The 25,856-nt window shown below is 44.5% G+C and carries 22 protein-coding genes; 11 read left to right on the plus strand and 11 right to left on the minus strand.

All coding sequences use genetic code 11. The features are described 5' to 3' along the window. Positions 1 to 6 precede the first annotated feature (6 nt). The 5 genes from WA381_RS11660 to WA381_RS11680 are packed head-to-tail and all read left to right on the plus strand — an operon-like array spanning position 7 to position 8,575. Positions 7 to 579, plus strand: a complete 573-nt coding sequence (locus WA381_RS11660; RefSeq protein WP_014950752.1) for a hypothetical protein — start codon at positions 7 to 9, stop codon at positions 577 to 579. Further along, the gene (gene bcsA / locus WA381_RS11665) at positions 557 to 2,782 is read left to right on the plus strand and encodes a UDP-forming cellulose synthase catalytic subunit (RefSeq protein ID WP_014950751.1); all 2,226 of its coding nucleotides are present in this window, start codon (positions 557 to 559) and stop codon (positions 2,780 to 2,782) included. Before WA381_RS11660 ends, bcsA begins: the two co-directional genes overlap by 23 nt. Then, positions 2,779 to 5,055 carry a cellulose biosynthesis cyclic di-GMP-binding regulatory protein BcsB gene (locus WA381_RS11670; RefSeq protein ID WP_014977435.1) on the plus strand — a complete coding sequence of 759 codons (2,277 nt, stop codon included), beginning with the start codon at positions 2,779 to 2,781 and terminating at the stop codon, positions 5,053 to 5,055. The genes bcsA and WA381_RS11670 overlap by 4 nt, the downstream gene beginning before the upstream one ends. Continuing rightward, the gene (locus tag WA381_RS11675) at positions 5,049 to 6,155 is read left to right on the plus strand and encodes a glycosyl hydrolase family 8 (RefSeq protein WP_014977434.1); all 1,107 of its coding nucleotides are present in this window, start codon (positions 5,049 to 5,051) and stop codon (positions 6,153 to 6,155) included. The genes WA381_RS11670 and WA381_RS11675 overlap by 7 nt, the downstream gene beginning before the upstream one ends. Next, complete coding sequence (locus WA381_RS11680) at positions 6,152 to 8,575, plus strand: cellulose synthase subunit BcsC-related outer membrane protein (RefSeq protein ID WP_014977433.1); 2,424 nt, start codon at positions 6,152 to 6,154, stop codon at positions 8,573 to 8,575. Before WA381_RS11675 ends, WA381_RS11680 begins: the two co-directional genes overlap by 4 nt. A 39-nt stretch (positions 8,576 to 8,614) precedes the next feature. Here WA381_RS11680 and WA381_RS11685 read toward each other — a convergent pair whose 3' ends face one another. The 5 genes from WA381_RS11685 to WA381_RS11705 all read right to left on the minus strand — a co-directional run bounded on the left by WA381_RS11685 (position 8,615) and on the right by WA381_RS11705 (position 13,995). Next, complete coding sequence (locus WA381_RS11685; RefSeq protein WP_014977432.1) at positions 8,615 to 10,027, minus strand: collagen-binding domain-containing protein; 1,413 nt, start codon at positions 10,025 to 10,027, stop codon at positions 8,615 to 8,617. A 181-nt stretch (positions 10,028 to 10,208) separates the two neighbouring features. Further along, entirely contained in the window at positions 10,209 to 10,619 is a 411-nt protein-coding gene (locus WA381_RS11690) for an ExbD/TolR family protein (protein WP_014950746.1), read from the minus strand. Between the two features lie 142 nt (positions 10,620 to 10,761). Next, the gene (locus tag WA381_RS11695) at positions 10,762 to 11,550 is read right to left on the minus strand and encodes a CLCA_X family protein (protein WP_014977431.1); all 789 of its coding nucleotides are present in this window, start codon (positions 11,548 to 11,550) and stop codon (positions 10,762 to 10,764) included. A gap of 25 nt (positions 11,551 to 11,575) precedes the next feature. Then, the gene (gene fldB / locus WA381_RS11700) at positions 11,576 to 12,112 is read right to left on the minus strand and encodes a flavodoxin FldB (RefSeq protein WP_014950744.1); all 537 of its coding nucleotides are present in this window, start codon (positions 12,110 to 12,112) and stop codon (positions 11,576 to 11,578) included. Between the two features lie 17 nt (positions 12,113 to 12,129). Continuing rightward, positions 12,130 to 13,995, minus strand: a complete 1,866-nt coding sequence (locus tag WA381_RS11705) for an alkaline phosphatase family protein (RefSeq protein ID WP_156086947.1) — start codon at positions 13,993 to 13,995, stop codon at positions 12,130 to 12,132. A gap of 271 nt (positions 13,996 to 14,266) precedes the next feature. Here WA381_RS11705 and WA381_RS11710 point away from each other — a divergent pair, with 271 nt between their 5' ends. Next, positions 14,267 to 15,388 carry a hypothetical protein gene (locus WA381_RS11710; protein WP_039231220.1) on the plus strand — a complete coding sequence of 374 codons (1,122 nt, stop codon included), beginning with the start codon at positions 14,267 to 14,269 and terminating at the stop codon, positions 15,386 to 15,388. Between the two features lie 101 nt (positions 15,389 to 15,489). On the opposite strand, the gene msrA is transcribed toward WA381_RS11710, so the two are convergent. Beyond that, positions 15,490 to 16,035: a peptide-methionine (S)-S-oxide reductase MsrA gene (gene msrA, locus WA381_RS11715; protein ID WP_156086946.1), complete on the minus strand. Its 546-nt coding sequence runs from the start codon at positions 16,033 to 16,035 to the stop codon at positions 15,490 to 15,492. A gap of 224 nt (positions 16,036 to 16,259) precedes the next feature. Here msrA and WA381_RS11720 point away from each other — a divergent pair, with 224 nt between their 5' ends. The 3 genes from WA381_RS11720 to WA381_RS11730 all read left to right on the plus strand — a co-directional run bounded on the left by WA381_RS11720 (position 16,260) and on the right by WA381_RS11730 (position 19,103). Next, positions 16,260 to 16,655, plus strand: coding sequence for a thiol-disulfide oxidoreductase DCC family protein (locus WA381_RS11720; protein WP_156086945.1), 396 nt, complete (start codon positions 16,260 to 16,262; stop codon positions 16,653 to 16,655). Continuing rightward, the gene (locus WA381_RS11725) at positions 16,645 to 17,370 is read left to right on the plus strand and encodes an SDR family NAD(P)-dependent oxidoreductase (RefSeq protein ID WP_156086944.1); all 726 of its coding nucleotides are present in this window, start codon (positions 16,645 to 16,647) and stop codon (positions 17,368 to 17,370) included. The genes WA381_RS11720 and WA381_RS11725 overlap by 11 nt, the downstream gene beginning before the upstream one ends. Before the next feature lie 311 nt (positions 17,371 to 17,681). Then, positions 17,682 to 19,103 carry a sodium-dependent transporter gene (locus WA381_RS11730; protein ID WP_014977426.1) on the plus strand — a complete coding sequence of 474 codons (1,422 nt, stop codon included), beginning with the start codon at positions 17,682 to 17,684 and terminating at the stop codon, positions 19,101 to 19,103. A gap of 114 nt (positions 19,104 to 19,217) precedes the next feature. Here the strand turns inward: WA381_RS11730 and WA381_RS11735 are convergent, their stop codons facing one another. Then, positions 19,218 to 20,030, minus strand: coding sequence for an NAD-dependent epimerase/dehydratase family protein (locus tag WA381_RS11735; protein ID WP_014977425.1), 813 nt, complete (start codon positions 20,028 to 20,030; stop codon positions 19,218 to 19,220). 166 nt (positions 20,031 to 20,196) lie between these two features. Then, positions 20,197 to 21,027, minus strand: a complete 831-nt coding sequence (locus tag WA381_RS11740; protein ID WP_014977424.1) for a DUF2884 family protein — start codon at positions 21,025 to 21,027, stop codon at positions 20,197 to 20,199. A gap of 345 nt (positions 21,028 to 21,372) precedes the next feature. On the opposite strand from WA381_RS11740, the gene WA381_RS11745 reads away from it, so the two are divergent. After that, complete coding sequence (locus WA381_RS11745; RefSeq protein WP_014977423.1) at positions 21,373 to 21,564, plus strand: hypothetical protein; 192 nt, start codon at positions 21,373 to 21,375, stop codon at positions 21,562 to 21,564. A gap of 75 nt (positions 21,565 to 21,639) precedes the next feature. Here WA381_RS11745 and WA381_RS11750 read toward each other — a convergent pair whose 3' ends face one another. The 3 genes from WA381_RS11750 to WA381_RS11760 are packed head-to-tail and all read right to left on the minus strand — an operon-like array spanning position 21,640 to position 24,785. After that, entirely contained in the window at positions 21,640 to 22,977 is a 1,338-nt protein-coding gene (locus tag WA381_RS11750) for a mechanosensitive ion channel family protein (RefSeq protein WP_014950734.1), read from the minus strand. Positions 22,978 to 22,980: 3 nt separating this feature from the next. Further along, positions 22,981 to 23,874, minus strand: coding sequence for an acyltransferase (locus WA381_RS11755; RefSeq protein ID WP_014977422.1), 894 nt, complete (start codon positions 23,872 to 23,874; stop codon positions 22,981 to 22,983). Further along, positions 23,871 to 24,785: an acyltransferase gene (locus WA381_RS11760; RefSeq protein WP_014977421.1), complete on the minus strand. Its 915-nt coding sequence runs from the start codon at positions 24,783 to 24,785 to the stop codon at positions 23,871 to 23,873. The genes WA381_RS11755 and WA381_RS11760 overlap by 4 nt, the downstream gene beginning before the upstream one ends. A gap of 113 nt (positions 24,786 to 24,898) precedes the next feature. Between WA381_RS11760 and fghA the strand changes: the two genes are divergently transcribed. After that, positions 24,899 to 25,741 (plus strand): S-formylglutathione hydrolase, encoded by an 843-nt coding sequence (gene fghA, locus WA381_RS11765; RefSeq protein ID WP_014950731.1) that lies wholly within the window; start codon positions 24,899 to 24,901, stop codon positions 25,739 to 25,741. The last annotated feature ends 115 nt before the right edge of the window (positions 25,742 to 25,856 follow it).

The following is a 25,856-nucleotide window of genomic DNA, read 5'->3' on the forward strand; positions in this document are numbered from 1 at the left end:
TGCGCAGTGAAATTAGTAGATAACTCACAACAATTTGATCAATCACCTACGCTTGAACAATCGTTTCAGAGCGCTATTAATGAAGGCGCTGCGGTAAACGTGTTTGAGCTTGCTCAACAGTTTAAAAATACCAACCCTGCTTTTAAAAAACCTCAACTGGTTGAAGAACGCACGAGTTTAGAGACAGAGCAGCTGTGGAAGAAGCGTCTTTCGATGCTGCTAGATGCAGAAAATAAACTTATGAAAGTTATACGTTTTCGCAAAATTACTGGTATATTTACCGTTGCAAGTATGGCTATGTTTTTATTTTCCCTGTACATAGCGCCAACAATGTCGCCAGTATTGTTCTATGGCCTTATTGTTGTAGCTGCATTTGGAATGGCAACGTATCCGGCGTGGTTGTTAGCGTCTAAAAGCAATAAAAAGCAGAGAGATGACATTTCTCGTTTGTTTTATAAAAGTAATCACGAGATTGAAATGTCGGACGGTAAAATTACGTTAATTAACAGGGCGAACTATGCAAGTGTAACGCAAATACACGTATTGGATCGCAAACTTGGACTATTCGCAAACTCGTAGACAACACTACACCTCTCAGTTCATTATTGTTCTGTTAGTAGCATCCTTTATTCTTGGGGTGCTACTGCTGGCACCCATGGATGCATTGGGCCAGCTTCTCTCTTCAATCGTTATCCTCATTGCAATATCCTTGTGCAGCAAAGAAGCGCGGCACACGCAAAAATACCAGCATTTATTCCGCATTTTAGCTCTGGTGCTAGCCATTGCGCTTAGCGTCAGGTATTTGCTGTGGCGTGGTATTTACACGCTAACCTACTCAGATTTTCTTTCAATGATTGCCGTCTGGCTATTATTTGGCGCTGAAATTTATGCGGGGATCACTTCAGTGTTAGGGGCGATCGTTAACGCGTTTCCGCTCAGTCGACCGCTTTTGTCCCTGGAAGGGGTAGATAAATCAACTCTGCCCAGTGTAGACGTCATGATCCCGAGTTATAACGAAGATGAAGGGATATTAGAAGTTACTATCCGCGCTGCAAAAATGCTCGATTACCCTAAAGAAAAGCTTCGTATTCATTTGCTTGACGATGGCGGAACCGACCAGAAAATTAACGCTGAAAACCCTGTGTCAGCGGCCACTGCAAAACAGCGGCGACAAGATTTGCAAGCACTGTGCAAACGCTTGGATATTACCTATCACACTCGAGCAAAAAATGAGTTTGCCAAGGCGGGTAATGTGAACAGTGCAATACAAAATACCACGGGTGATTTGATTGTTATCTTGGATGCTGATCATGTTCCTACTTCGGATTTTCTTGATAGAACCGTGCCGTGGATGCTTAAAAACGAGAAGGTCTTTCTCGTTCAAACCCCTCATTTTATGGCTAACCCAGATCCTGTTGAGCGTAACTACTTCTCTGCGTTTACTCGCATGCCTTCAGAAAACGACATGTTTTACGGCACTATACAGAAAGGCTTAGACTACTGGGGGAGTTCCTTCTTCTGTGGATCAGCCGCATTGATGAGAAGAAAGCACCTCGATTTGGTTGGGGGCATTTCCGGCGACTCTATCACTGAAGATGCAGAAACCGCGTTAGATCTTCACAAAATGGGCTACGAGTCTGTATATGTGGACAGACCTATGGTAAGCGGCCTTGCGCCAGAAACTTTTGATGCGTTTATTCAGCAGCGTATGCGCTGGGCACAAGGCATGACGCAAATTTTACTACTCAAAAAGCCTTTTAAAGCGCAAGGACTAAAATGGTATCAGCGAGTGGGCTACATGAGTTCAATCATGTTTTGGCTGTTCCCGTTTGCTCGCATCATCTTTTTGCTTATGCCACTGGCGTATTTGGTCTTTGGGCTTCAGGTTTACCATGCATCGATGCTGGAAATTTTTGCCTTCACCCTGCCTCACGTTATTGCCACTTACATGATATCCACCATGCTCTTTGGGCGAACCCGATGGCCCTTAGTGTCAGAGTTATATGAAATACTACAGTGCGCATTTACGCTAAATGCATTAATCAAGGTTTTCTTAAAGCCGCGGGCACCTTCATTTGTTGTGACGCCAAAAGGAGAGAGCCTTGACAGAACCTTTGTGTCGCCACTATCGAGCGTGTTTTACTGGCTAATATTGGTAATCACATTCGCATTAGGGAGCGGCGTCTATAAGTTCATAACAGAGCCTCTTACACGCGAACTTACTGTGGTGGTCATGTTGTGGAATGTATTTAATTTGATTCTATTGTTGTCTGTTCTTAGTGTGTTATTAGAGCGGAAACAGGTGCGTAGTCAGGCACGTCTCCCAGCTACCAATAGTGTCGTTATTAAGACTACAAGCGATGAAGCTTGGGTTGGAGATTTGGTCGATCTTTCGCTTGGTGGAGCTCGGTTACGCTTGAAAGGTGAGGGAGCGTTAGTACCTGAAAATGCAACGCTCACATCGTGGAGTCACGCACTGAATAAGAACGTTCATTTGCCAATTAGCGTTCTGCATTACGACAATAGGTCAAAAATTCTTCGAGTACGCTTTATGCCTCAAACCGAAGAACAAGAAAACGAAGTCGTCGCCTATTCACTGTGTGATAGTCTGCGCTGGATGTCGTTTCAACGAAGAAGAACAAGGGCTATCTCATACTGGTTCGGCGCAAAACATGTGTTGAAAGTTGGGTTAAAGCCTGTTTTATTGCATATGCTTGTATTAATGGGGAAGTTCGCCGGGAAATTAGGTTTGCTTGCTAAACCGGCAAAGGAAAATCAATGATAAAAAAATACCTTATGTTCATCGTATGTTTGTGCATGCCTTTTACCCTAGCGGCGCAAACTGACACGTATCGATTAACCGACTTTTTTGGCGGTGAAAGTACCGTGCGCTTGCAGGGAAAATCTGCCTCCATTGATATTCCAATTCCCCTTAGTTCAGTAACTGATGTGGACAGCGCGCTACTTACATTAGAAGTGGTCAGCTCGCAGGCGTTAATCAAAAAACGTTCTCAGCTGTATGTGAGATTCAATAATGCGACCATTGGACAGATTGCGTTCGACCCAGACAGACCTTCTCTTGTATCTGAAATTGCGATCCCTACTTCATTGTGGCGAGCCGGGTTTAACTCTCTGACACTAGCGGTAAGTCAGCACTATGCCGAGCAATGTGTTGACGGCAGTGCGCCTGAATTGTGGAGCGAAATTAATGCATACAACTCAACGCTAAAAATTGCGACGTCGGTGAATGAAAAGCGCTTCACGTTAGATGAGCTGAGCGGATTCTTTAATCCAGGAATTGGCGGACAGCGAAACGTTCAGCTTTACACGGCGCGAGAAGCTGATGATCAAATTAAATATCAGACACTTCCCATTGTTGCTCAAGCACTGTCTCTTAGGAACCAATATCAGCCGCTTATTATCGAGCATGACAGCTTTGATGATGGTTACGTTTTGCCCCAGCTAGAAGACACAGAAAATAGTTTTTGGAACGACCAAAATGTTGCTCGCTACGAGCGTGCTGCATGGTATCTCAAAGCCAAGCAAAAACAGCCTGTTCATATTCTAGTTGGTACAGTCGACGCGTTATCACCGGTATTATCTGACGAAGTGATTAACGACATTGATGGCGCGTTTCTAAAAGCACAGCGCACACCTGCGTTTGTTAAGGACAGCAACGTTATTGTACCGGCTAGTTACCGCCTTATTGTCAGCGGTACTACGCAAGATGAAGTACTTGAGGCAGCGAAAGCCTTGGCGGTAATGGACGATGCGATTAACCCTATTTCACAAGTTACCGTACTTTCACAGTCACAAATGCAGGCGGAAACGCTGCAGCGTCATCGCATTCTGAACCCAGACAATCACTACACATTCCAAGACTTTGGTGTGGCGACCACTCAGTTTAGGGATGAGGGGAACTTCACCAAACGGGTGTCATTCAGATTGCCTGCAGATTTTTATGTACCTGAAAACGCGAGCGTGAGCTTGCTCTTAGACTTTGGATATGGCGCAGGTTTTGGGCCAGGTTCGGTTATGAATGTAAGCGTGAATGACGAACTTGTACACGGTTTGTCTCTTAATAATATTAACGGACAATCCTACCGAGACTATCAGCTAAGAATACCTGCACGATTCTTCAAAGGCGGGACGAATAATTTAGACTTTGCGGTAACCATGAGAGCGCCGTTAGCAGGTGTGCCTTGTGATGATATTCCAGGTTCCCACCTCGTGTTCCAGCTTGATGATTCTTCGGCTATAAAACTACCTGATGCAGGAAACGTGGCAGTTCAACCTAATCTCGTCTTGCTTTCAGAAACGGCTTACCCGTTTGCGCGCTTTAAGTCAGCACCATCGTCAACCATTGCTATTCCGTCAGATGACTATTTAGATACAGCGTTAATCCTTTCAGCGAAATTAGCGCAAGTAGCCCAAGTGCCTTTATTGAACGTGAAAATAGCAACTGGAAACGACATTACAACCGAAGGTTCTGTGATTGTTCTAGGTACCCCTGAAAGCTTAACGAATATTGAGCAGTCTGAATTCAGTACGGCCATTGAGGCAACGAAACGCTGGTCTTATCGGTTACAGAACAATCTGTACAATCGCGTAAGAAACCTGACTGACGATCAGTCTTTCAAAGAAATGCGCATAGACGGTCATACCGTTCAAGAAAGTGACTTAGGTGAGCAAGCAGTACTTACTGCACAGGCACACCCTGTTTCATCACAAACCGATACCTTGTTCATTGTTGCAGCGCAGACGCCGGAACTTCTTCAAGCTAGAGTCGAGGATCTGGTTAGTTTGTCGATGTGGGGGCAGATGGCAGGGGATTTCTTCGCATGGAAAGATGGTCTTTCGCCATCACTCATCATGCAGGTAAGCGATAAATATGAAGTGGGTGAAGCCGACGACAGCTGGCTGCATTTACGACTATGGCTGTCTAACAACCCGTGGTATTGGTTAATAGGCTTTATATTGGTTGTATTTGTTGTAAGCCTACTTATTTACCTGTTGCTTAAACGCAGAAATAAACAAGTGCAAGATTCATGGTAAAGCTGCATTACGCAACAAAAGCGACGCTAGTGATAGGCTTTTTGTTCCTGTTGGCGTCGTGCTCTACCAAGGAAGATAGCGAATTCAAGTCTCAGTACATAGCATATAAGGCATTGTTTGTTGACGGCGGGCGCGTGGTAGACACAGGAAATGATGATGTGTCTCACAGCGAAGGGCAAGGCTACGGTATGCTCTTTGCCGTCGCCGCCAACGACAAAGACACCTTTGATGCATTATGGCACTGGACCCAACGTACGCTCATGCGAGAAGACGGGCTCTTTAGCTGGCGCTACCGACCTTGTGTGGATAATTCATCTTCTTGTATCGATGACCCTAATAATGCCTCTGATGGTGAGATTCTTATTGCCTGGGCATTATTGCGTGCAAGTGAAAAGTGGGGCGTTGGTAAGTATGAGGAGGACGCCAGGAATATTGTACGTGCTGTAGAGCAGAAACTTCTGGTGGTGAATAATAACAGTGTAGTGCTCTTGCCTGGGGAATACGGATTTGCATCTGACCAAACAGGAAATAGCAGCCTTCAGCTAAATCTGTCCTATTGGGTTTTTCCCGCCATAACTGACCTGTCTTCGCTATCGGATACTCCGTCACATTGGGAAAGCCTGTTCGAGTCAGGCTTGATCTTGCTGTCGAATATGCAGTTTTCTACCTACCAATTGCCCAGTGATTGGGTGCGTTTCACCCCTAATAGTGCTGAGTCCGATAACAGTAAAATTGGTGCGTTAACTTTAGATAATGTGATATCGCCTGAGTTTGGTTTTAATGCGATCCGTATACCGCTTCAGCTTGCATGGTCCCCACGTTTTCGCCAAAACGCTAGGTTAACTGAGAAGCTACTTTCTCCCTACTTTGCATGGTGGGCGATAACGCCTACGCCAGCTACTATCAACCTATTAAACGAGGAAACCGCTGAGTACGAAATGTCTAAGGGAATGCGTTCAGTGCAGATGGCCGTAAACAGCTTGATGAAATCAGAAGAAAAGCAAAGGCCAGAGTGGCCTGAGATCAATCGAAACATGGATTATTACTCGGCAAGTTTAACGCTGCTTTCTATGCTAGCAGTTTTGGATAACGCATCGTGAAAACTCGGTTTACTCGCACGTCTTTGTATCTGGCACTAGGCGCTTTGGCCACGTCACTTGTGTCGGTGCAGGCATACGGACAAGCTAAAACAACGTACAAAGAAAAAGATCTGGGTATATTACCTGCACAACAAGATCAGCCGGATTTAACAGGGCTTTGGTACCATATTAATGAGCGACAGATTCAGCAAGCCAATGAAGAGTTTACGCGCTTAAAAGCTCGTTACCCTACGTGGCAGGTGCCACAAGAAGTCGAAACCGAACTAAACAGAATAAACGGCCGCTTAAAAGGTACTATCAAGCCTGTAGTTTCAGCGCCAAGAGAATCGCTTCAGGCTTTAAAAAAGCAGCCAGATAAGCCCGCTTCTAAAGCCCTCCCGCTCGAACAATTTGCTCAGTTAACGCCGAAAGCCAGAGCAAATACGTCGAAGCAAAAAGTAGAAACGCTTATTGCATTGAGCAATCAATTTAAGCGTACTGATTTTTACTTGCTTATGGGGTGGACCGCCATTGATAAAGGCATGTTAGAAATGGCAACGCAGCAGTTCTCTCAGGCCCAACAATCGGCAGTTCGTGATATCGATAAACAATCCGCTCAACAAGGCCTTAACAGTGTCACTGGTATTAAGCTACAGCAGGCATTGTCTTTGCGCGATACGACAACGCTGGAGCAATTTCTCAAATCTGATAACAGCGGCTACGTGAAAGAAGTGCTGCAGGGCGCGGCATGGCAACAATACGACTTGAAAAATTACGACTTTGCCGACGCGCTATTTAGTTTGGTGAACGATAATGAAGGCAGGTATTTGTCACTTAGCGCGCAAAGCAGCGACACGGCCAAGCAAAGCGCGTTCGACCTAGCATGTAGTGTCAATACTGAGGTTTTCATTCGACGCTGTGCTGATGGTCTGGCTAGCCGACAGGCTCAGTTTTACGATACACGGCGCTACAAGCAAAGTATTGAGTCAGGCGAAGCACTCGCCCGTTTGAGACCGTTAAGTGTAGATGAGCAAGCACTAATTGGGTGGGCTGCTAAAGAGATACAAGACACCACAACCGCCACCGCAGCGTTCGAGCGAGTGCTCGCGAAGACGCCAACCGATGCGGTAATTGCCAATGAATTGGTTACAATTAATCAAGACGACGAAGCCACACTGAACCGATTGGCACTGAGATACAGTGCGGTAAAAAGCATATTGCAAGAACGCACCACACGTAACGCCTGGCCCAGAAAACAGTTTTGGCTAGCCTATCAAAATCGCGATGCGCGGGGAGTTACAGCACAAACTAAAGATGGCCTAAGTGCAGTCTACGGTATTAATACTCGCAGTCGAAGCGGAAGTGAGGGGCTCGGTAATTTCGATGTTCTGTCGCAATATATTGGTATTGGCAGCGGTTATGAAAACTGGCTGTGGCAAGTATCACTCGACTATAAGCAATTCTACAGCGGTCGCCCTCAAGTTGGAGACTGGTTTGGTAACAACCAATTGAGTGGAGCATTTTCGGGAATAAGCGGCTTCGAAGATAAGGGGCTTCGCGCCGAAGCGCATTATCAGGCACCTGATTTCAATTTTTACGCTAATCTTGAATATGCCATGTTCGATCAACCCGTTGGCGCTAAAGTAACGGGGCAGATATCTGCAACCAAATTTCTTACCAGTACAACGGTAGCTGCAACCTTATTTAGAAAGGCAAAAGAAGACAGCTTATTAAGCCAAACCGGAACCTTCAATGCTGATCACGCGAAACCTTGGGGCTACGTGATAGAAAGTGGCATAAGAGGGTTAGTAGCGCATGCAGTGGCCGACAACTGGTCTGTTGCAGGTACTGCTCAGGTTAGTCGCTTAGAAGGCGAGCAGGTTGCCGATAATAGCGCACTCTCTCTACGGGGTGATGTGAGTTACGATATTGCTACCATGATATCTCCCATGCTTGATTATTGGCGCGTAGGGCCATTCTTGAGCTATACAAGCTATGATAAAAATCTAAGCGGCTTTACGGTCGGCAATGGTGGCTACTTTAGCCCCAGTCAGTTTGTCAGCATCGGGGGCTATTCAGAGCTGTTAACGCTTGAGGCGCTAAACTGGCAAGTTAAACTTCGAAGTTCACTTGCGCTTTCACGTGTTGAACAAGACGATGATCTGCGCTTTCCGATTGGAGGTGCATTTCCAACGGCAGACGAGAACGCGACCCTTGGTGAAAGCTCAGATACGGGTTTAAGCGGAAATTTTATGGCTGAAGGTCAGTATCGAATCAATCACAACTGGATTGTGGCTGGGTATATAGGAAAAGCATTTGCGGTTGAGTACCAAGCATTTGAAGCGGGTATTCAGATAAGGTGGCGAGAAGGGCGAGGTGCTGGTGTAACAAGCGATGAACTGTTGCTGTCTTCGCCAAGATTAAGCGGCTTTGCACTATAAAGCCGCTTTTGCCTGAAGATTCACTCTCTTTTTAAAGCGTTAATTCGCTTTTCTACGTCTAGCTAGCATGAAACATCCAGCGCCAAATAAAAGAGCAATTGATGCAGGTTCACTTACGTTGATAGCGCCGAACTGATAGTTATTTACTTGGCCTGTTGGCGCATTGTAGGTTTCGCCGTCGTCATTAATCAGTTGCACCAACGGAGTGACCAATCTATTAGCAATGACATTACCGTCTACATGACCATTGTAGAAACTTAGCTCTGCATATGGCGCCAGTACACTACCTTTAACACCCACACTATGTAGTGTAAGAAAATCGGCATCAACAAAGTTAAACAAGATGTTGTTGGTATAAAGGCCATCATGACGCTGACCTACATTGTTGTCATTGTCTCTGTACTGGCCATTTTCTCTGAAATATTCATTTTCCTGCGTAAAGGCCGTATTAAAGAAGCCAGTGTTAAATAACTCAACTGATTCACCGTACACATTGATGATGTTGTAGCTGGTGGTTGAGAAATCGTAAACAATGCCTTTATCAGCAGCGCTGAACCAACTAGCGTCAATATTGTAGATATTGATATCATCAGAGCCAGAGAAGGTAATGGTATTTAATACATCCTTGCTAGCGTCGGTACAAGCAACCGCTTGATCCGAATCGTTAGCGTCAGTGCACGACAATGTTGTTGTGCCATTCACCGACATTGACGCAAACTCCTGAGACTGCGCTGTTACTTCGGCAGCAATAGCATTAAAGTCAATATTGTTAACGTCAGCCTTACTCACGCTGCCCTGTTCAACAGATGTTGCTGTCGAACCATTGATAGCTGTGTAATTGTTAACGTCGTTAAGCGTTACGGTACCGTTAACTTCGCTGCTATCAAGTTCAACGCTAGACTCAGCAAATACGTTTCCGTTTTCAACTTGGGAGCCATATAAAGTAGGGTTACTCACACTGTCGTAAACACTATTAGGCCCACCAAGTTTCACAGTATTGGCGTGCACATCACCTGATACAACATTTGAGTTACCTAGTTTGACATCACCTTTGGATGAGATACCGCCAGACTTCACCGTAGAATTAATGAGATTTACAGTCTGCTGAGCGTTAACCGCTTTATCGAATGTGAGTTCAGATCCAAACACCATACCTGACACGGTAGTTGAACCACCGTGAACATCACCGCGCGTGAAATGAAGGTTACCGCCTACGGCAAGAGCAGACTCAGACATATCTGGCGATAGCAGTAAGCCGACATTGAAATCGGATACGTTCATTTCGCCACCGACTGCTAGTCTTCCTTCAACATCGGAAGATTGGCCGGTAAAGCTATCGAAGATGAATGCGTTATATTCAAACGCTTCACTTAGTTCAATTTTGGCGGCAGACACTTGTGGTGCTGACATAACTGCTGCAAGTACAGCAGTGTAGAGTATTTTTTTGTGCATAATGGCTCCAGTGACATCAGAGTCTGGAACCGAGTTTCAACATGGATTTTCCAGACACACCGAATGGTACGATCTGAACAAAATTCGTGCGATAGCACAAGAGATACTTTGGTATAAGGTCTTATACGAAAAAAGCCACCCGAAGGTGGCTTTCTTTAATTTGCGTGGTCAGAAAGGCGTTTTAGCTGCTCTTTTTAACCAAAACAGATACTTTATCAATACCTGCAATTTTAACTTGGTTCATAACTTCTACCACAGTACCGTGCTCACTGTCTTCGTGAGCCTGGATAGCAGCTGAATCCGTGTTGTTTTCCGCTAGGTATGTTTGCGTGTTTGCAACCACACGACGAATATCAACTTCGCGGCCGCCCATCATAATTGTGCCATCAGCATCAATACGGATAGAAAGCGCTTTTGAAGGCTTATCGTTTTTCGCTTGATTATCTTCAGGACGGTTTACGTCCAAACCTTTCTCTTTCACGAACGAGGTCGTTACGATGAAGAAAATCAACATGATGAACACGATGTCCAACATGGGGGTCATATCAATCTGAGCCTCGTCTTCAGCCGAGGTATGCTTCTTTCTTTTCATCTCGTCTTCTTTCTTCTGTTACGTTCGAGCGCTTTAGTATACTGCTTGTTACAAAAATATACAGGGTTTTGTACAAAAACAGTGTGCTCATTAACACTTGTTGTTGAAAAAATACTCAGTTTCACAGTAATAAAACAACAAACTAGGTTTGTTTATGTGAAATAGCGACACCTAATTGGTAAAAATACAACATCAATGCCTGATTGAGTGATGTACGCAAGTTACCATGAGGATAAATGCCAAGTCTAGCTTCCGTTGATTTTTTTGTCCCCTGCACCAAAAATGCGTTTTTGATCTCGTGATCTTGAATACAGGCTTCAAATGCGCGGGCAGCCATCTCCTGAGGCATAGCATAATAATACATTTTTAACGCGCGATCAGCTTCTACGGATCGCACAAAGTACTCATTTGGTCTTTTTTGATCATTTAGGAACAATAGCGAGAAACAATCGCTCAATTTTTGATTCAACGGATGAGGATTCATCGGGGCATTGTCGAGCCAGGCCTGTGTGGCAAAGCTACCGACAGCAATACCGTCGAACATGCGCGGCGCAATATAATGATCGAAAGCGTGAAACCATTCGTGGGCTAGCGCTCCGGCTCCTGCATTTTTTGCTAGCGCAAGCTGTCTTTTCGCACTGTTGTAGTGGGCACTGCTGTGTTTTTGACCGCCACTGCCAAAAGCCAGTGACAGGGATCCGTTTAACGATAACACCTGTTCATTGATATTTAAGATCGCGACCAGATCGTAAAGCGCATCGAAAAAGAGGTTGGCAGCGATCTGTTGTTCTTCTGCTGTTACCCATCTACCCACAGTGATCGTAGCGAAATTAAACAGTTTGCGAATATCTTGAAATGAAACATCAGCGCCGTCCCTGTGGCTTGGGCCGTTGCGATAAAACTGCTGATGAATACGGCCTTTACTTTCCAACACTGACATCCGAAATTAATAGGCGTTAAGCCATCGAGACCAATAACTGTTCGCACCATGCTTCGATGCGTGCGTCTGTTTTGTCGTATTGGTTTTCATCGTCAAGAGACAGGCCAACAAACTGAGTTTTGTCTTCGGTTAATGCTTTTGAGGCGGTAAACTCGTAGCCTTCGTTTGGCCAATAACCCACGATCTTACAGCCTGATGGCAATATTGCATCGTGGAGCATGCCTAGTGCATCTTGAAACCATTCACCGTAACCAAGTTGATCGCCAAGTCCGAATAAGGCGATGGTTTTCCCTGATAAATCCAAACCGTGCACTTCTTCCCAATGAGACTCCCAATCTTCCTGGAGCTCGCCAAAGTCCCACGTTGAAATACCAAAAATGATAATGTCGTATTCGGCCGTGCGCGTTAGGTTAACGTCTTTAATGTTGTGAAGGTCAACAATATCTTCGTCGAAAAGGCTATTGAGCTGCGCTTGGATTTTTTCTGCTGCCATTTCGGTATAGCAGGTTGTTGAGCCGTAAAATAATCCGATGGACAGTGCGCTATCACTCATTAGATACCTCTTTTGAACTAATCGTCTTTAGAAGCTGGGAATTCTACCTCTTTACCGTTGCTCAACAAAGCTTTGCACTGAACATCGGTGTTTTTCTGTGAAATTTTTAATACACCAATGGCGCAACCGTTGAATAATTCGCCATAGCCCAAACTTGGCTCTCTCGCTTTTACTGACATATTTCGACGTCTTGTGAAAAGGTTTAGAGGCGATTTAGAGCGATAAAGCACGCGGTTTAATCTATCTAGCCATTTGATCAATCCATCCGGAAAGGCGTTTTTTAATCCACTGCAGGTGAACTGGGTGATGTGAGGGCTGTTGCGCCTAAAGCGCAGACGTACATCGTATACAAAGGAATAGTGCACATCGCCAGATAGAATGATGAAATCGGGGGGCGTTTTGTAATGCCTGAATATGTTTAATATAACGTTCGCGGTGCCTTTGTGGGCCATCCAGTTCTCAGCATCAACAGTAAGCGCCTTGCCAAAAAACGTAAACACCTTTTGAATGGCTTCGATAACCTTTACACCATAAATGGGAGCGGCAGAAACAACGATGACAGATTCTTTGCCAATTATCGAATGCTGAAAATCACACAGTGCTTCCCAGTCCATTAGCCCCGAGGGCTTATTCATATTAGATTCACTGCGCCAACGCTGCGTGCGGGTGTCTAAAACCTCAATAGGTGGTGTAGTATCTAAACGGTAATGCCACTGATCAAAATCCAAAAGATCATCAATGATTTCATCGTGCGAGTTTAAACCGCTTTCTCCCATTGATTCTTGTACTTTAGCAATTAATGGCGCTACTTTTTTTGGTGCATTTCCCCAGCCTTGGCAAAGCAAGTAGCCGATAAGCGCATTGCCGATCATGCGTTTTGATAGAGGGTTTCCATAGACTTCTTGTTCCCAGCCCCGGGTTAAGTTCCAATCGTCGGTAACATCGTGATCGTCAAAGATCATATAGGTAGGAATATGTGCCAGAGCCCTACGTACCTGCGGTAGCTGTTTTACAAAGCCGTTAAGCGCCTCGTGTTCTTTGTCGAAAATAACGTGGTATTTTGGGGGGATCCCATCTTTATCTATATTGATATCAGCCCAAAGCGTGTCGGACCACACCAGTAAATACATAGCGATGATCTCCGCACTGCCAATCAAATGGTTTTGCGCGTTTACTGATGTGAATACCGGTTTTTTCTTAGCACCAAAGAATATTGAAGACAGTACCGTATTGGTCGCAATTTGTGGCAGAAGCTGCTCTCGTTCGTAATACCCATGTTCATGTGTGGCAAGTTCATTAGTGTTGGTTACTACTGCCCCTTCCAGTGCTTCATGATAAAGACCTAAACGGTCAATCACGCTGTGTATGGCTTTAAGCATAGGACCTGCGACATCATCAGCGTAAATTTGATCGCCCGTCATCAACAGGAGATCGGGAAAATCATTTTGCTTTTTGAACGCATTTTTATGGAGTACATCTACTTGTGCTAGGGCATCATCACTGTGAAAGTGAGGCTTACGGCATGAGCCGTGCAATATGGTCTCGGGAGTCTCGGTGTAGTGGAAACATAAGGAAGACTGCCCATCGTAAAGAAGCCCGCGTTGTTCATTTTCCCATGAAGCCTGCTGAGCATCGTCGCTAAAAGATAGCGAGTAACCTATCCGCGCAGTATCTTCGAAGGGCTCTGACGAAGTGAAAGAGAGCAAGTGTATAAATGCGTACTTACCTACGCGTATGGTTTCGCGTTGACAATTGCCGCTGACGACGACTTCATTTGCAGATAGATTTAGCGTAGGTGAATCGGCGTTACTGGTTACTACCCAAATATGACATTCTGTAGATGTCACCTTTCTTACTATCGGACCTGCAATAACTTGGGGCAAGTGCTGCGTAGAAATGACGCTCTCCTTTAATTTTCGTCAATATTAATACACGTAAGCGTGTTAACTAAATATGCTGCACATTAATCGAAAACATGATGACAGCACGACTATTTAACGTTGCCAAATCATATATGTACTCAGCAAACCTGATGTCTATCGCATAACCTTACTCTTTTTTGTGAATAAACGGTATGCTCGATATACTCCCTTACAATTTTTTCAGTTTTACCTTTTGCTCTCGTCTTAATAAACGGAGAGAGGACTTCACACTATGCTAAAATATTTAACCAGTGCTGTGCTAACCACTTTACTGATAAGCGCCTGTAGCGAGCCGAAAGACGTTGTTATCACTCCTGAACCTCAAGACTTAACAGAAGTCACTGTGGGTAAATGGATCCTTGATGAAAAAGGCAACGTTATGTTTGATCCTCAAACCTCAGGGTTAGTGGTGCTAGACGGTCAACTTGTCACTATCGCAGATGCTAGCGCTGATACCACTCAACAGTTGAAACTTCATAGCATTTCACCAGATACCGCAACGCTGAGCGCATCGAGCGAACGCTTTTCATTTTCCAATACCGTGCGCCGAAGCTGCTTTTATAGCTATTTGAGCGAGCAACCTGATTTAGAAGCGCTAGCCGTAGACCCCAGAGACACTAACGTAATTTATACGGTTACCGAAGATGCTACCCGTACCGGCGCGTTAAGCCCTCGCTGTGAAACCAAATACGAGGAAACAGGGTCAACAGATTACCCTACCTTGTTGGTAAAATTGACACGAAAAGATAATGGCTCGGTTGAAATGTCGGATGTGCGACCTCTTCAGTTTCCCAACGATTTTGAAGTAGGTAATTTTCCTAACGACGGCATTGAAGGGTTGACGATGGCTGAAGACGGCACGTTATATCTGGCGCTAGAGAAAGATAAAGCAGGACAGCCAAGAATTTTTACATTGGCTGTTGATGAAGACTTTTTCTCGTCGAATGATTTTGCCACAGTGAGCGAGCCTAACCTTCAACTTCCTTCGTTTACTTCAGGTAATCATCCTATCAATGGACTGGCGTTATATACTCATTCAACGGGCGCATCCTATTTGTTTGGCGCAGCAAGAAACGACAATGAACTGTGGGTAATTGATGTGAGTGGCAGTAAGCCAACAAAGCGTATCCCTATTACTTTCGACGTTGCCGGCGATCAGAGTTGCGAACAATACACAATGGATAATTCGTCGATGGAAGGACTAGTGACCATTGAAAATACCTTGTGGATCATTAACGATCCTTGGGAGAAAAACTACCTTAAAAACGCGACGTGCGAAGCTCATAAGAAGCGTTATGAAGACTTAGCGCCTTTATTGTTTCCATTAGAAATTAACAGCGTTTGGTTTGAATAATAAGAAAACGAATAGATTGAAAAACAAAAGGGTTGCTTTTAAGCAACCCTTTTTATTGTTGGCTAACGCTATTGATAGCGCGCTTAATATCGCTGTTTTATTTATGCGCCGCTGCGAAGTCGAGAAGCGAAGGTTTTTTTGAACTTCGCAAGTTTAGGCGCCACCACCATAGAGCAATATTGGTTTTGTGGATTATTTTTGAAGTAATCTTGGTGGTAGTCTTCGGCGTCGTAGTAGTTATTTACTGCTACTATTTCAGTCACTACGGGATCGGGCCAAATCTCTTCTTCTGTGATTTCTGCGATAATTTTTTCTGCTTCAGCTTTTTGTGTATCGTCGTGATAGAAAACCGCGCTGCGATACTGTGTGCCTACATCATTGCCCTGTCTGTTAAGCTGTGTAGGGTTGTGCAGCGCAAAGAAAATTTCTAGTATCTCTCGGTAGCTAATGCTGTCGGCATCAAACGTCACTTGTACCACTTCAGCATGGCCAGTATTTCCTTTGCATACCTCTTCATAGGTTGGATCGGCCTTTTCGCCTCCAGCATAGCCAGAAATTGCTTTTTCCACGCCTTCAACGCTATTAAACGCTGATTCGATACACCAAAAGCATCCGCCTGCCAACGTGGCGACTTGTAAATTTGCCATAGTAAAAACCTCTCTTAATCTTTGTCTGTAGTGTGGGTGCGGGTAGGTCACAACACAAGTCATCCAAGCGTGTTTTTTTATCGTATAAACGAATATTAAATAAGAATAATGTGCGAGCTGAGTGAAAGGTTTTAACATGTAAAGTTAGCTGTTTTCTTTCAAGCAGTTTACAACTGGTAAGAGTGCGTATAAGCGTGTTCAAAATTTGGCAGAGGTATTCAGTCGTGATTATTTTCTATGACGGGTATTGTCCGTTGTGTATCGCTGAAATGCGTCATTTAAGAAAAAGAGACAAGCACAACAAATTAACATTGGTAGATATCCAGGCCCCCGATTTTTCGAGCCGTTATCCAACCATGGATTGGCATGCACTCAATGCAAGAATTCACGGACTTCGTGAAGACGGGACGTTGATAACTGGCCTTGATGTCACTCATGAAGCATGGAAAGCCGTGGGCATGGGTTGGCTATATGCACCGCTTCGCTGGCCTGTTATTCGTCATATAGCCGATGCTTTCTACAATGTATTCGCAAAGCATAGATACACCATTTCATACCTGTTAACAGGTAAAAAACGCCAGTGCGATCGCTGCATACCAGGAGAAGCCAGTGAAAAATAACGTCCTTATAGTGGGCGCGTCGGGCGGTATTGCGTCTGCGCTTATTGAGCAATATAGCAGTGATGGTGCTAGGGTGTTTGCGGTTAGTCGCGCCCCTTTATCTGACACTAATCATTCTGGGGATGTTACCTATCATCAGCTGGCCGAACAGGACGATATGTACATTAGCGGTTTTGTAAAACAACTCGCTGAGCAAGACGTTGTGTTAAATACGGTAGTAATAACAACCGGTTTTTTGCATAACGAAAGCGATGGCATTCATCCTGAGAAACGTTTGGAAGATGTCAGCGAGCAGGCCTTAGCGGCTTATTTTTCGACTAACAGCATTATTCCCGCAATGTGGCTCAAGCATTTAGTGAATATCATGAGTAAAGAAGGTTCAACCCTTGTTTGCTTAAGCGCGAGAGTAGGGAGTATTTCAGATAATGGACTTGGAGGGTGGTACGGCTACCGCGCGTCGAAAGCGGCGCTCAACATGTTGGTTAAAACGGCGTCGGTAGAATACAAGCGCAGATTGAAAGACGTGATGCTTGTTTGTTATCACCCTGGGACGGTTGATACGGGGCTTTCTAAGCCTTTTCAAAAGAACGTCGCCGCCAAGATACTGTTCACGCCTGAGTTTACCGCTAAACAGCTCATTCACCACCTTTCGGCGCTTAATCGAGACCAAGCTTGTCATTTTATCGACTGGAATGGCGAAGTGGTAACTTGGTGATACGGTCTAACATCATTTCAGCAAGTCCAACATCAAGACTTTTTATTTCACTGCTGTTACCATGCTATTTTTGGGAATGGTGCAGCGTATTGATAAGCCCATAGAGGTAGCAATACAACGCGTTGACGCCACACGTGAGTCATAACAACAAACGCCATCCTGATAATAAATAATACCAGTTCGCTCGGCTTGATTCTTACGAATAGTAAGTACCGACAACCAGCATAAATTGTGAGCACACGACGTGTTTGTGCATCACAAGGCGTGATACGGCGAACTGCTATAACAATAACTCAACAAGAGGAAGGGATATGAGCGGGGCCAGAGAACAGTTCGGATCGCGCATAGGTTTTATTTTGGCTGCTGCAGGTTCTGCGGTAGGCATAGGTAATTTGGTAGGGTTTCCTGTCGGTGCAGCTAAAAATGGCGGTGGTGCATTTCTTTTAATGTACGCTATTTTCGTTTTTGCCATTTGTTTACCGGTAATGCTGGCGGAAATGTCAGTTGGTCGCCATGCTAAAAAAGACCCGCTTGGTGCATACAGTGATATAAGCGGTAATGAAAAGAAATGGAAAGTCGCGGGATGGCTAGCTATTGCTACGCCATTCATGATTGCCGTTTTCTACATGGTTATTACCGTGTGGCTTTTCGGCTATTTGTTCGAAGCAGTAAGCGGAAATCTAGACAAGTTAGCTAACCCAGAAACCTTTGGGCTGTTTATTAACTCAGAAGCCATATTTTTATATATGGCGGCCGTTGTTGGTGTGGTCTACCTCATCCTTCAAGGCGGTGTAAAAGAAGGGATAGAAAAAGCGGCAAAGCTGCTCATGCCTGCGCTATTCGTGATGCTAATCGGTCTCGTTATCTTCGTATTAACCCGCGAAAATGCGATGGCTGGCGTTGAGTTCTACATCGTTCCTGAGTTTTCAAAAATTACTGCTGAAGTGGTGAATGGTGCGCTATCGCAGGCCTTTTTCTCTCTATCGTTGGGCATGGGTATTCTTATAACCTATGGTAGCTACATTGATAAGCGTGCAGATGTACCGAGCGCTGCCAAGCTGGTGGCGTTAACGGATACAGCCGTGGCGTTCACTGCGGGTTTGATGATCCTTCCAGCCATCTTCTCTTTTAACCCAGACATTAACCCTGATGATTTGAGTGAATCGTCAGTGGGCATGATTTTTACTTACCTGCCTAGTATCTTTCTAGCGTTACAAGACTCGATTGGATATATGGGCGCATCGATTGTCGCTAGCTTGTTCTTCTTATTAGTGTTCTTTGCGGCAATTACGTCGCTAGTGTCTATTTTTGAAGTACCAGTTGCGGCGCTTATGGATGAAAAAGGTGTAAGCCGTAAATGGGCGCTTGGGTCGCTAGGAAGCATTATGATTTTGCTAGCCATCCTAAGTGCGTTGTCATTCGGTAAAGTTGATATGCTTACGTCGTTTATGCACTACGCTGGCGCAGATAAATCACTGTTTGATGTCATTTACGATGTGTTCTACGACACGATTTTGCCTTTAAACGGCTTGCTAATTTGTTTGTTTGTTATTTATCGTTGGAAGAGTGCAAACTTCAATGCTTCTTTGGAACAGGGCAGCAGTGGTTACAAAGGTAGCTGGTTTGAAAAATATGTGGATATATCGCTGAAAACCTTTATTCCACTTATTTTACTCGTGATTTTTGTAAACACGGTAGCGGTAAAATACTTCGGGTTGAGCCTATTCGGATAGTCAGGTTTTACATGAAATGACGTGAGCTAGCAGCGAGCTCAACTTAAATACGGCAAGCCTAAAGCTTGCCGTTTTTGTTTGTGTCAGAGTATGTATTTTCAATAAGTGTAAAGCCTAAAACATGCGATAGGGGTCGCTATACTCTGGTGTAATATTTAGCCTTGCCCAGCTTTGTGCGGCGTCAATCACTTTGCCAGCAGGTTCTGCTTCAGTATCAGAAAAGCGAGGAGCATCAATATCCATCGCCTTCGCTGCATCCACGTAATAAATACCGCGCTTAGGATGAGACAAGCTGCAAAGGTGAATAACATCGTTAAGCGGCTTGCCACAAATGATGGTCGTCAGCGCAGATACAATGTCGTACACATGTACAAGGTTTATTCGCTTATTTCCTGCATCTAACTGTTTTCCACTTAACGAGCGGGCGGGGTGACGGTCTGGGCCTACTAAACCGGCTAGGCGAACAATACTGATATCAACCTGACCTCGTTTAGACAATAAATAGTCTTCAATAGTCACGTGGGCTTTGGCCGAGGCTGTTTGCGGCTGTGTAGTGCTGACTTCGGACACTACCTCATTTGTTGCATCGCCGTAAACCGACGTGGTGCTGATAAACACGATATGCGCCACCTTTACGCTGATGGCTGCGTCTATCAACTGCAGCATATTGTTGGTGTATGACGAGAGATCTGTGTTTCTCCTGCCAGGGGGAATATTTAGCAACAAGGTAGCGTTTGGCAAGTGGTTACAAAGCGCTGATGTATCTTCGCCCAGGGCATATTCAATTGCGGTGATACCTTGGTCTTTTAACGCGAGACGTTTCTGTTGGCTTCGAGTGGTGCCAACAATATTGACCTTGCCTGAAAGTGCGTTGCCCACATAGCTGGCTAACCAGCCGTAGCCACTAATTACTACATTTTGAGTCATCGATTAAATACCCCTTTGTTTAGGGCTTAAGAGTACATTAATTGGAGGGCGGTTGTCGTTAACTGTAAAAATGAAAAACCGACTGGGTTACAGTCGGTTTTCAAAGGTGAGTGGTTAGAGTTGCAAGTCGTTTCGCTTTGCGCGTTTAGTTCGCTAAATGTTCCAACTACATTTTCATTTCGTCGTTGCGGTCATGGTGGTTGTCTTGATCAATATCTAGCAGGTTCAAGTCATCTAGCCCCGATATGGATGCCTGCATCTTGCCTTCGGCATAATCCGCTTTCTTCAGTACCTTACACAATGCATCGCCTTTTTCTTCCAGCGCAGCCGCTTGGCTTTCTAAGCGATATTCTAAATCTTCACCCCAGCGCTCCATCTTTTGCTCAAACTCAGACATATCACCGCCTTCCCACAACATTTGTGTTCCTACGGCAATAAGTATTCTACCCATAGACTCACTGATTAAAGACTCAATTTGCGCTTCGAATTCTTGCTCCCAGCTTTCGTCAAACCAACCTGGCTCATCGAATTTAGTTGAATCAACGCGAATATTGCCTGCGTCATCATAGAATGAAGTGTTTAGTTTGGTTTCAAGTGAGTCGAACAGTTCACGAAAATCGTCACCCATTTGATCGCCGCCTAACAGTTCAGTAAATACTTCAGTTACTGCCACGTTGGCAATTTGCAGCCCTTCACTGGCGATATTCAAGGTCATAGGGATGGCGATATCAATGTTGTTGTAATATTCACTTACCCAGCGCTGTTGTTCGCTGTCAAGCGATACTGGTTCGCCGTTAATGGTCATATTGTGATGGGAGTCAATCGTCATCACTGAGCCATTGTCCATCTGTACCGTTAGATCACCTTGGTAATATTGAATATGACCATCAAGCTCCATGTCACAACTGTTGTTTTGAAAGCTGCTGTCATGCGCAAATGCGTGGCCGCTCATTAAAGTACTGGTAAGGGCAACTGAAAGTAATAGTTTCTTAGACATTGTTCATTCCTTAATTTACGTGTGACGCGTTAACGAAAGTGCTCGAAGCAAACTGCAATGCGTTGTAGTGTCACTGTCAGATAGACGCTAACGATACTCGCTGTATACCTAAGGTAGAGCAATGGCCTTGCCAATATTTAAAGTCTATATCTTTCAAATGGTTAGTAATATTTGATGATTTCTTTATGCTCTGCTAAATACACTATTTAGTGAGATTACCAACTAATTAGTAGTTTTGACTAAGATCAATTAATACCAATAGCGGTACATTTAAGCCAATCCAAGCATGGTTAAATCTTATTTATTGGTGCATAATACCGCCAATATTTTTAAGGGGTTATCACAATGGCTGATTGGATTAATGCAATTATGTTTGGTGTTGCGCTAATTGCCTTTACGCTAGGGCTAAGCAGCATCGTTATGGGCTTTTTGACTGCTAAAGCAGGTGCTGAAGGTATGCAGGAAAAAATCGAGTACGGTTTTTTTGGCGTTACTGGTTTAGTACTTTGCTTACTGATGGCCTACGCATTGGCTTAAGCGATAAGCATTAAAAAAACCGGCTATCTCAGCCGGTTTTTTTTCGTCTTGAACAAGTCTTTATTCATCACTGCCTTATCGATTAGGTTCGCTCTTCTCCTGAGCATCCTCAGGTGCATTGTCGCTTTCAGGACTGTTTCTATAAGCGCTTTGTTCGCGATGGGCAAGCAGCGACAAATGTCCATCACGTTGATAAGCACGTAAATCGAACAAATCCAGCATAGCCATAACGTGGTCGAAAATATCCGCCTGTACTTTTTCGTACCTCACCCATTCCTTTTGTGCACTGAAGCAGTAAATTTCTAAAGGTAAACCAAGCTCATTAGGCGGTAGCTGCCTAACCATTAGGGTCAGTTCTTGGTTTATATCCGGGTGCTTGCGCAAGTATGCCTCTAAATAAGCTCTAAAAGTGCCGATGTTGGTAAGGCGACGGCTGTTTAGCAGATCCGACTCATCAATGGAGTAATCTCGGTGATAAGCGCGGAGCTCATTTTTCTTCTTATCGATATATTCGTTGATATAGCGAATTTTCGAAAAGCGCTCTAGCATATCGTTGTCACAAAGCTTAATAGAGTGCACATCAATATAAATGGCGCGCTTAATTCTGCGTCCGCCAGACTCTTGCATACCGCGCCAGTTCTTAACTGCTTCTGTAGTAAGGCTGTAAGTCGGCAGCGTAGAAATGGTTTTATCCCAGTTCTGTACTTTGACGTTGGTAAGGCCTATCTCGAGTATTTCACCATCTACTTCATACTTAGGCATGGCAATCCAGTCGCCCGTATTAAACATGCGGTTAGCGGCTATTTGAATGCCGGCAACAAAGCCCAGAATGGTGTCTCTGAATATCAATAGTAAAACAGCGGCAATGGCGGTTAAGCCAGACACAATAAGTAGCGGGCTTCTGTCTACAATTAAAGAGATACTTAATAGTATGGTGACAATAGCAAATGCCAATTTGGTAACTTGAATAAAGCCAGTGATAGGTGCGCGTTTAGCAAGCGCTGAGGCGTTATAAACGTCTTCCACTGTGCTCAACATGGCATATAAGGCAAGAAGGCCGCTATATAGCATGTATAGCTGAGCGCTCTTTATCACCATACCGTGCATCACGGCTTCATCGCTAATAAGTACTGGTGTAGTTAGGTAAATAAACAGGGCAGGAAACAGGTGCATTAAGCGACGGAAAAATCCGTGCTGCTGCAAGGCGTTGTCCCAGAGGTTATTGGATTTGTATACCCAACTGGCTATCTGAGGGCGCACCAATAGCCTTGCGATAATATAGATTACCGCCGACACCACTAAAATACTACTTAGTGCGATGACGTTATACAGCGGATCTTCAGTAGTAAGATTCGGGAAAATATCATTAACTATGTGAATAAAGTTATCGCGTACTGAAGCACTGACTTCCATTAATTACGACTCCAACATTTTCTTTATACGGTTGTCTTTATTTTCCCATAGACCGTTCAACCAGTTTTGGAAATAAAGACGAAACTCAGACTCAGTGCGTTCTGAATGCTGTTGTAATTCAGGTACCGGCGTAACGTTCACATCGATCACGATTTTTGTCATCTGACCGCTAAGCATTGCCATCATAGGGTGACGCTTATTTTCCGGGTAAAGCAGCGAGATATCTAACACGTTGGTAAATAATTCGCCCATAGCTGAGAGCGTAAAGGAAACGCCGCCGGCTTTGGGAGGCAGGAGGTTTTTATAGGGACTTTGCTTTGACAGATGCTTCAATGAAGTAAATCGAGTTCCCTCTACAAAGTTAATGACCGTTGTGGGCACCGTTCTAAACTTCTCACAATACGCTTTGGTGGTTTCGAGATCCTTTCCTTTTTTCTCTGGGTGCTTTTCTAAATACGCACGGGTGTATCTGTGCATAAACGGCATATCAAGTGCCCAGGCACCCAGTCCGACAAATGGCAGCCAAATAAGCTCTTTCTTAAGGAAAAATTTGGGTGCAGGAATGCGGTTCGTTGCGAATTCGATGAGCAGAATAATGTCGAGGTAGCTTAAATGATTGGCAATAATCAGATACCAACGGTCTTTTGACAGCTCGCCGTGTACCGAACACTCAATATCGACGCGGTTAAACAAGCGTATCATGAGAACGCTGACCCGTCCGAAGCTAAACATTAGCCCGTGCATCACTTTATTCCATGCCGTTCTTATCTTTCCGTTAGGCATAATAAGTTTTACCAAACCCAGTAAGATAATTAAGCCTCCCCACAACGCAAGATTGAGGATTTGTAGTGAAGTATGTAATACGAAAATAAAAGGAGCGAGTACTGCGCGAATCATAATGGTTTCTGTGTTGCGTTTAGTGAATCTAAAAGTTGATCTTTGGCATGCCAGCGTTCATTCAACCACGTCTGAAAACGGGCTCGAACTTGCGGATCATCAAAATAATTGTCGCTGAAAATGCCGTTTTCCATAATGTCTTTGATGGGCATTACGTTGATATTCACACGAATATCACGAACCTTACCACTAACGAAGTCCCAGAAAGACGGTACGCCGTTCGGATAATCAATTGTGACATCAATAAGCTTATGCAAATGATCGCCCATCGCAGATAAAACGAATGCAATGCCGCCTGCTTTAGGCTTAAGTAAATGAGTGAAAGGCGAGGCCTGCTTGTCGTGCTTGGCTTGCGTAAAGCGGGTGCCTTCAACAAAATTCATAATACTTACAGGCTTATTCCTAAATTTCTCACACGCTTGACGCGTGGTTTCCATATCCTTTCCTTTCAAATGCGGGTTTTTAGCCAAAAATGATTTGGAATACCGGCGCATAAATGGAAAATCGAGTGCCCACCAAGCCAGACCTAAAATGGGAACATAGATAAGCTCTTTTTTGAGGAAAAATTTCAAAAATGGGATTCTTCGGTTAAATACACGTTGAAGAACTAAGATATCGACCCAAGATTGATGATTAGCAACAACGAGATACCAATCATCTCGAGTGAGTTTTTCTAGTCCGTTTACTTGCCATTTGGTGCGTCCGCTGATGCGCTGATTCAGGTTATTAACGCCGATCCACGCAGTCGCGCATGCGTCGAGTAAATAAGAAATGAATCGTCGCCACGGCGCAATAGGTATAAGTTTAAAAATAGCCAAAATAAAAATAGGCGTTGACCACACTACCGTATTGACGAAATAGCAGATGACCGAAATAGTGCCAACAATATGATGCAACAGTGCTTTTACCATTGTACTTACCTCAAAAATTAGGCGCTTAGTGTAAACGAACTTGATCTAAAATCCGATAGAGCCTTTACTGATTCCACAATAAAGGTGCAAATTTACGTATTTAAGGAGCTGAAATGGAGCTTATTGGCGAAAATAGAGCATTCGGGGGACGGCATTTACGCTATACCCATAAAGCTGAAACAACACAATGCGATATGACCTTCGCAATTTTTCTTCCCCCTTTCGCCTCGAAAGAAAAGCCAGTGCCCGTGCTTTACTGGCTGTCAGGGCTGACATGTACCGACCAGAACTTTATGCAAAAAGCCGGTGCAATGAAGCTAGCGGCGGAATTAGGTATGGCTATTGTAGCGCCCGATACATCTCCCCGTGGCGAGAACGTTCCAGATGACGAAGAAGGATCTTATGACTTTGGCCTTGGGGCAGGCTTCTACGTTGACGCTACGCAGGCGCCGTGGGATAAGCATTACAAAATGTATAGCTATATTGTGAACGAGCTACCTGCGCTTATTGAAAGCGAGTTCCCTGTAACCAAAGAGCGCGCTATTAGCGGCCACTCAATGGGCGGACACGGTGCTTTAGTTATTGGCATGCGTAATCCTAATAAGTTTGTATCGGTATCGGCCTTTAGCCCTATCTCAAATCCTTCAGATTGTCCGTGGGGCGAGAAAGCCTTAGGTCGATACTTAGGCGATGACAAGGCAGCATGGCAGGATTACGACGCCTCGTTGCTATTAGCAAGCAAAACACACAGTGTACCTCTGCTAGTAGAGCAAGGGACAAAAGATGAGTTCTTGCACGAGCAGCTGAAACCTCAGTCACTTGTTCATGCTGCGCAACAGTCAGATACGCAACTTACGCTTAACATGCATGAAGGTTACGATCATAGTTACTTCTTTATTGCATCATTTATTGAAGAGCACTTGGAGTTCCATGCAGGACATATGGGGCTAATTTAAGCGTAAAATACAAGCTGTAAAAAAGCCGGATCGTACTCCTAATGCCGATCAGTTAAGAATATTTTCCTGATCGGTTGACCGATCGTTTTAAGACTTCAAAATCCGATATCAGTCT

The sequence above is a fragment of the Alteromonas sp. CH_MED4-4 genome, from assembly GCF_037029575.1.
Classification (GTDB): domain Bacteria; phylum Pseudomonadota; class Gammaproteobacteria; order Enterobacterales; family Alteromonadaceae; genus Alteromonas; species Alteromonas macleodii.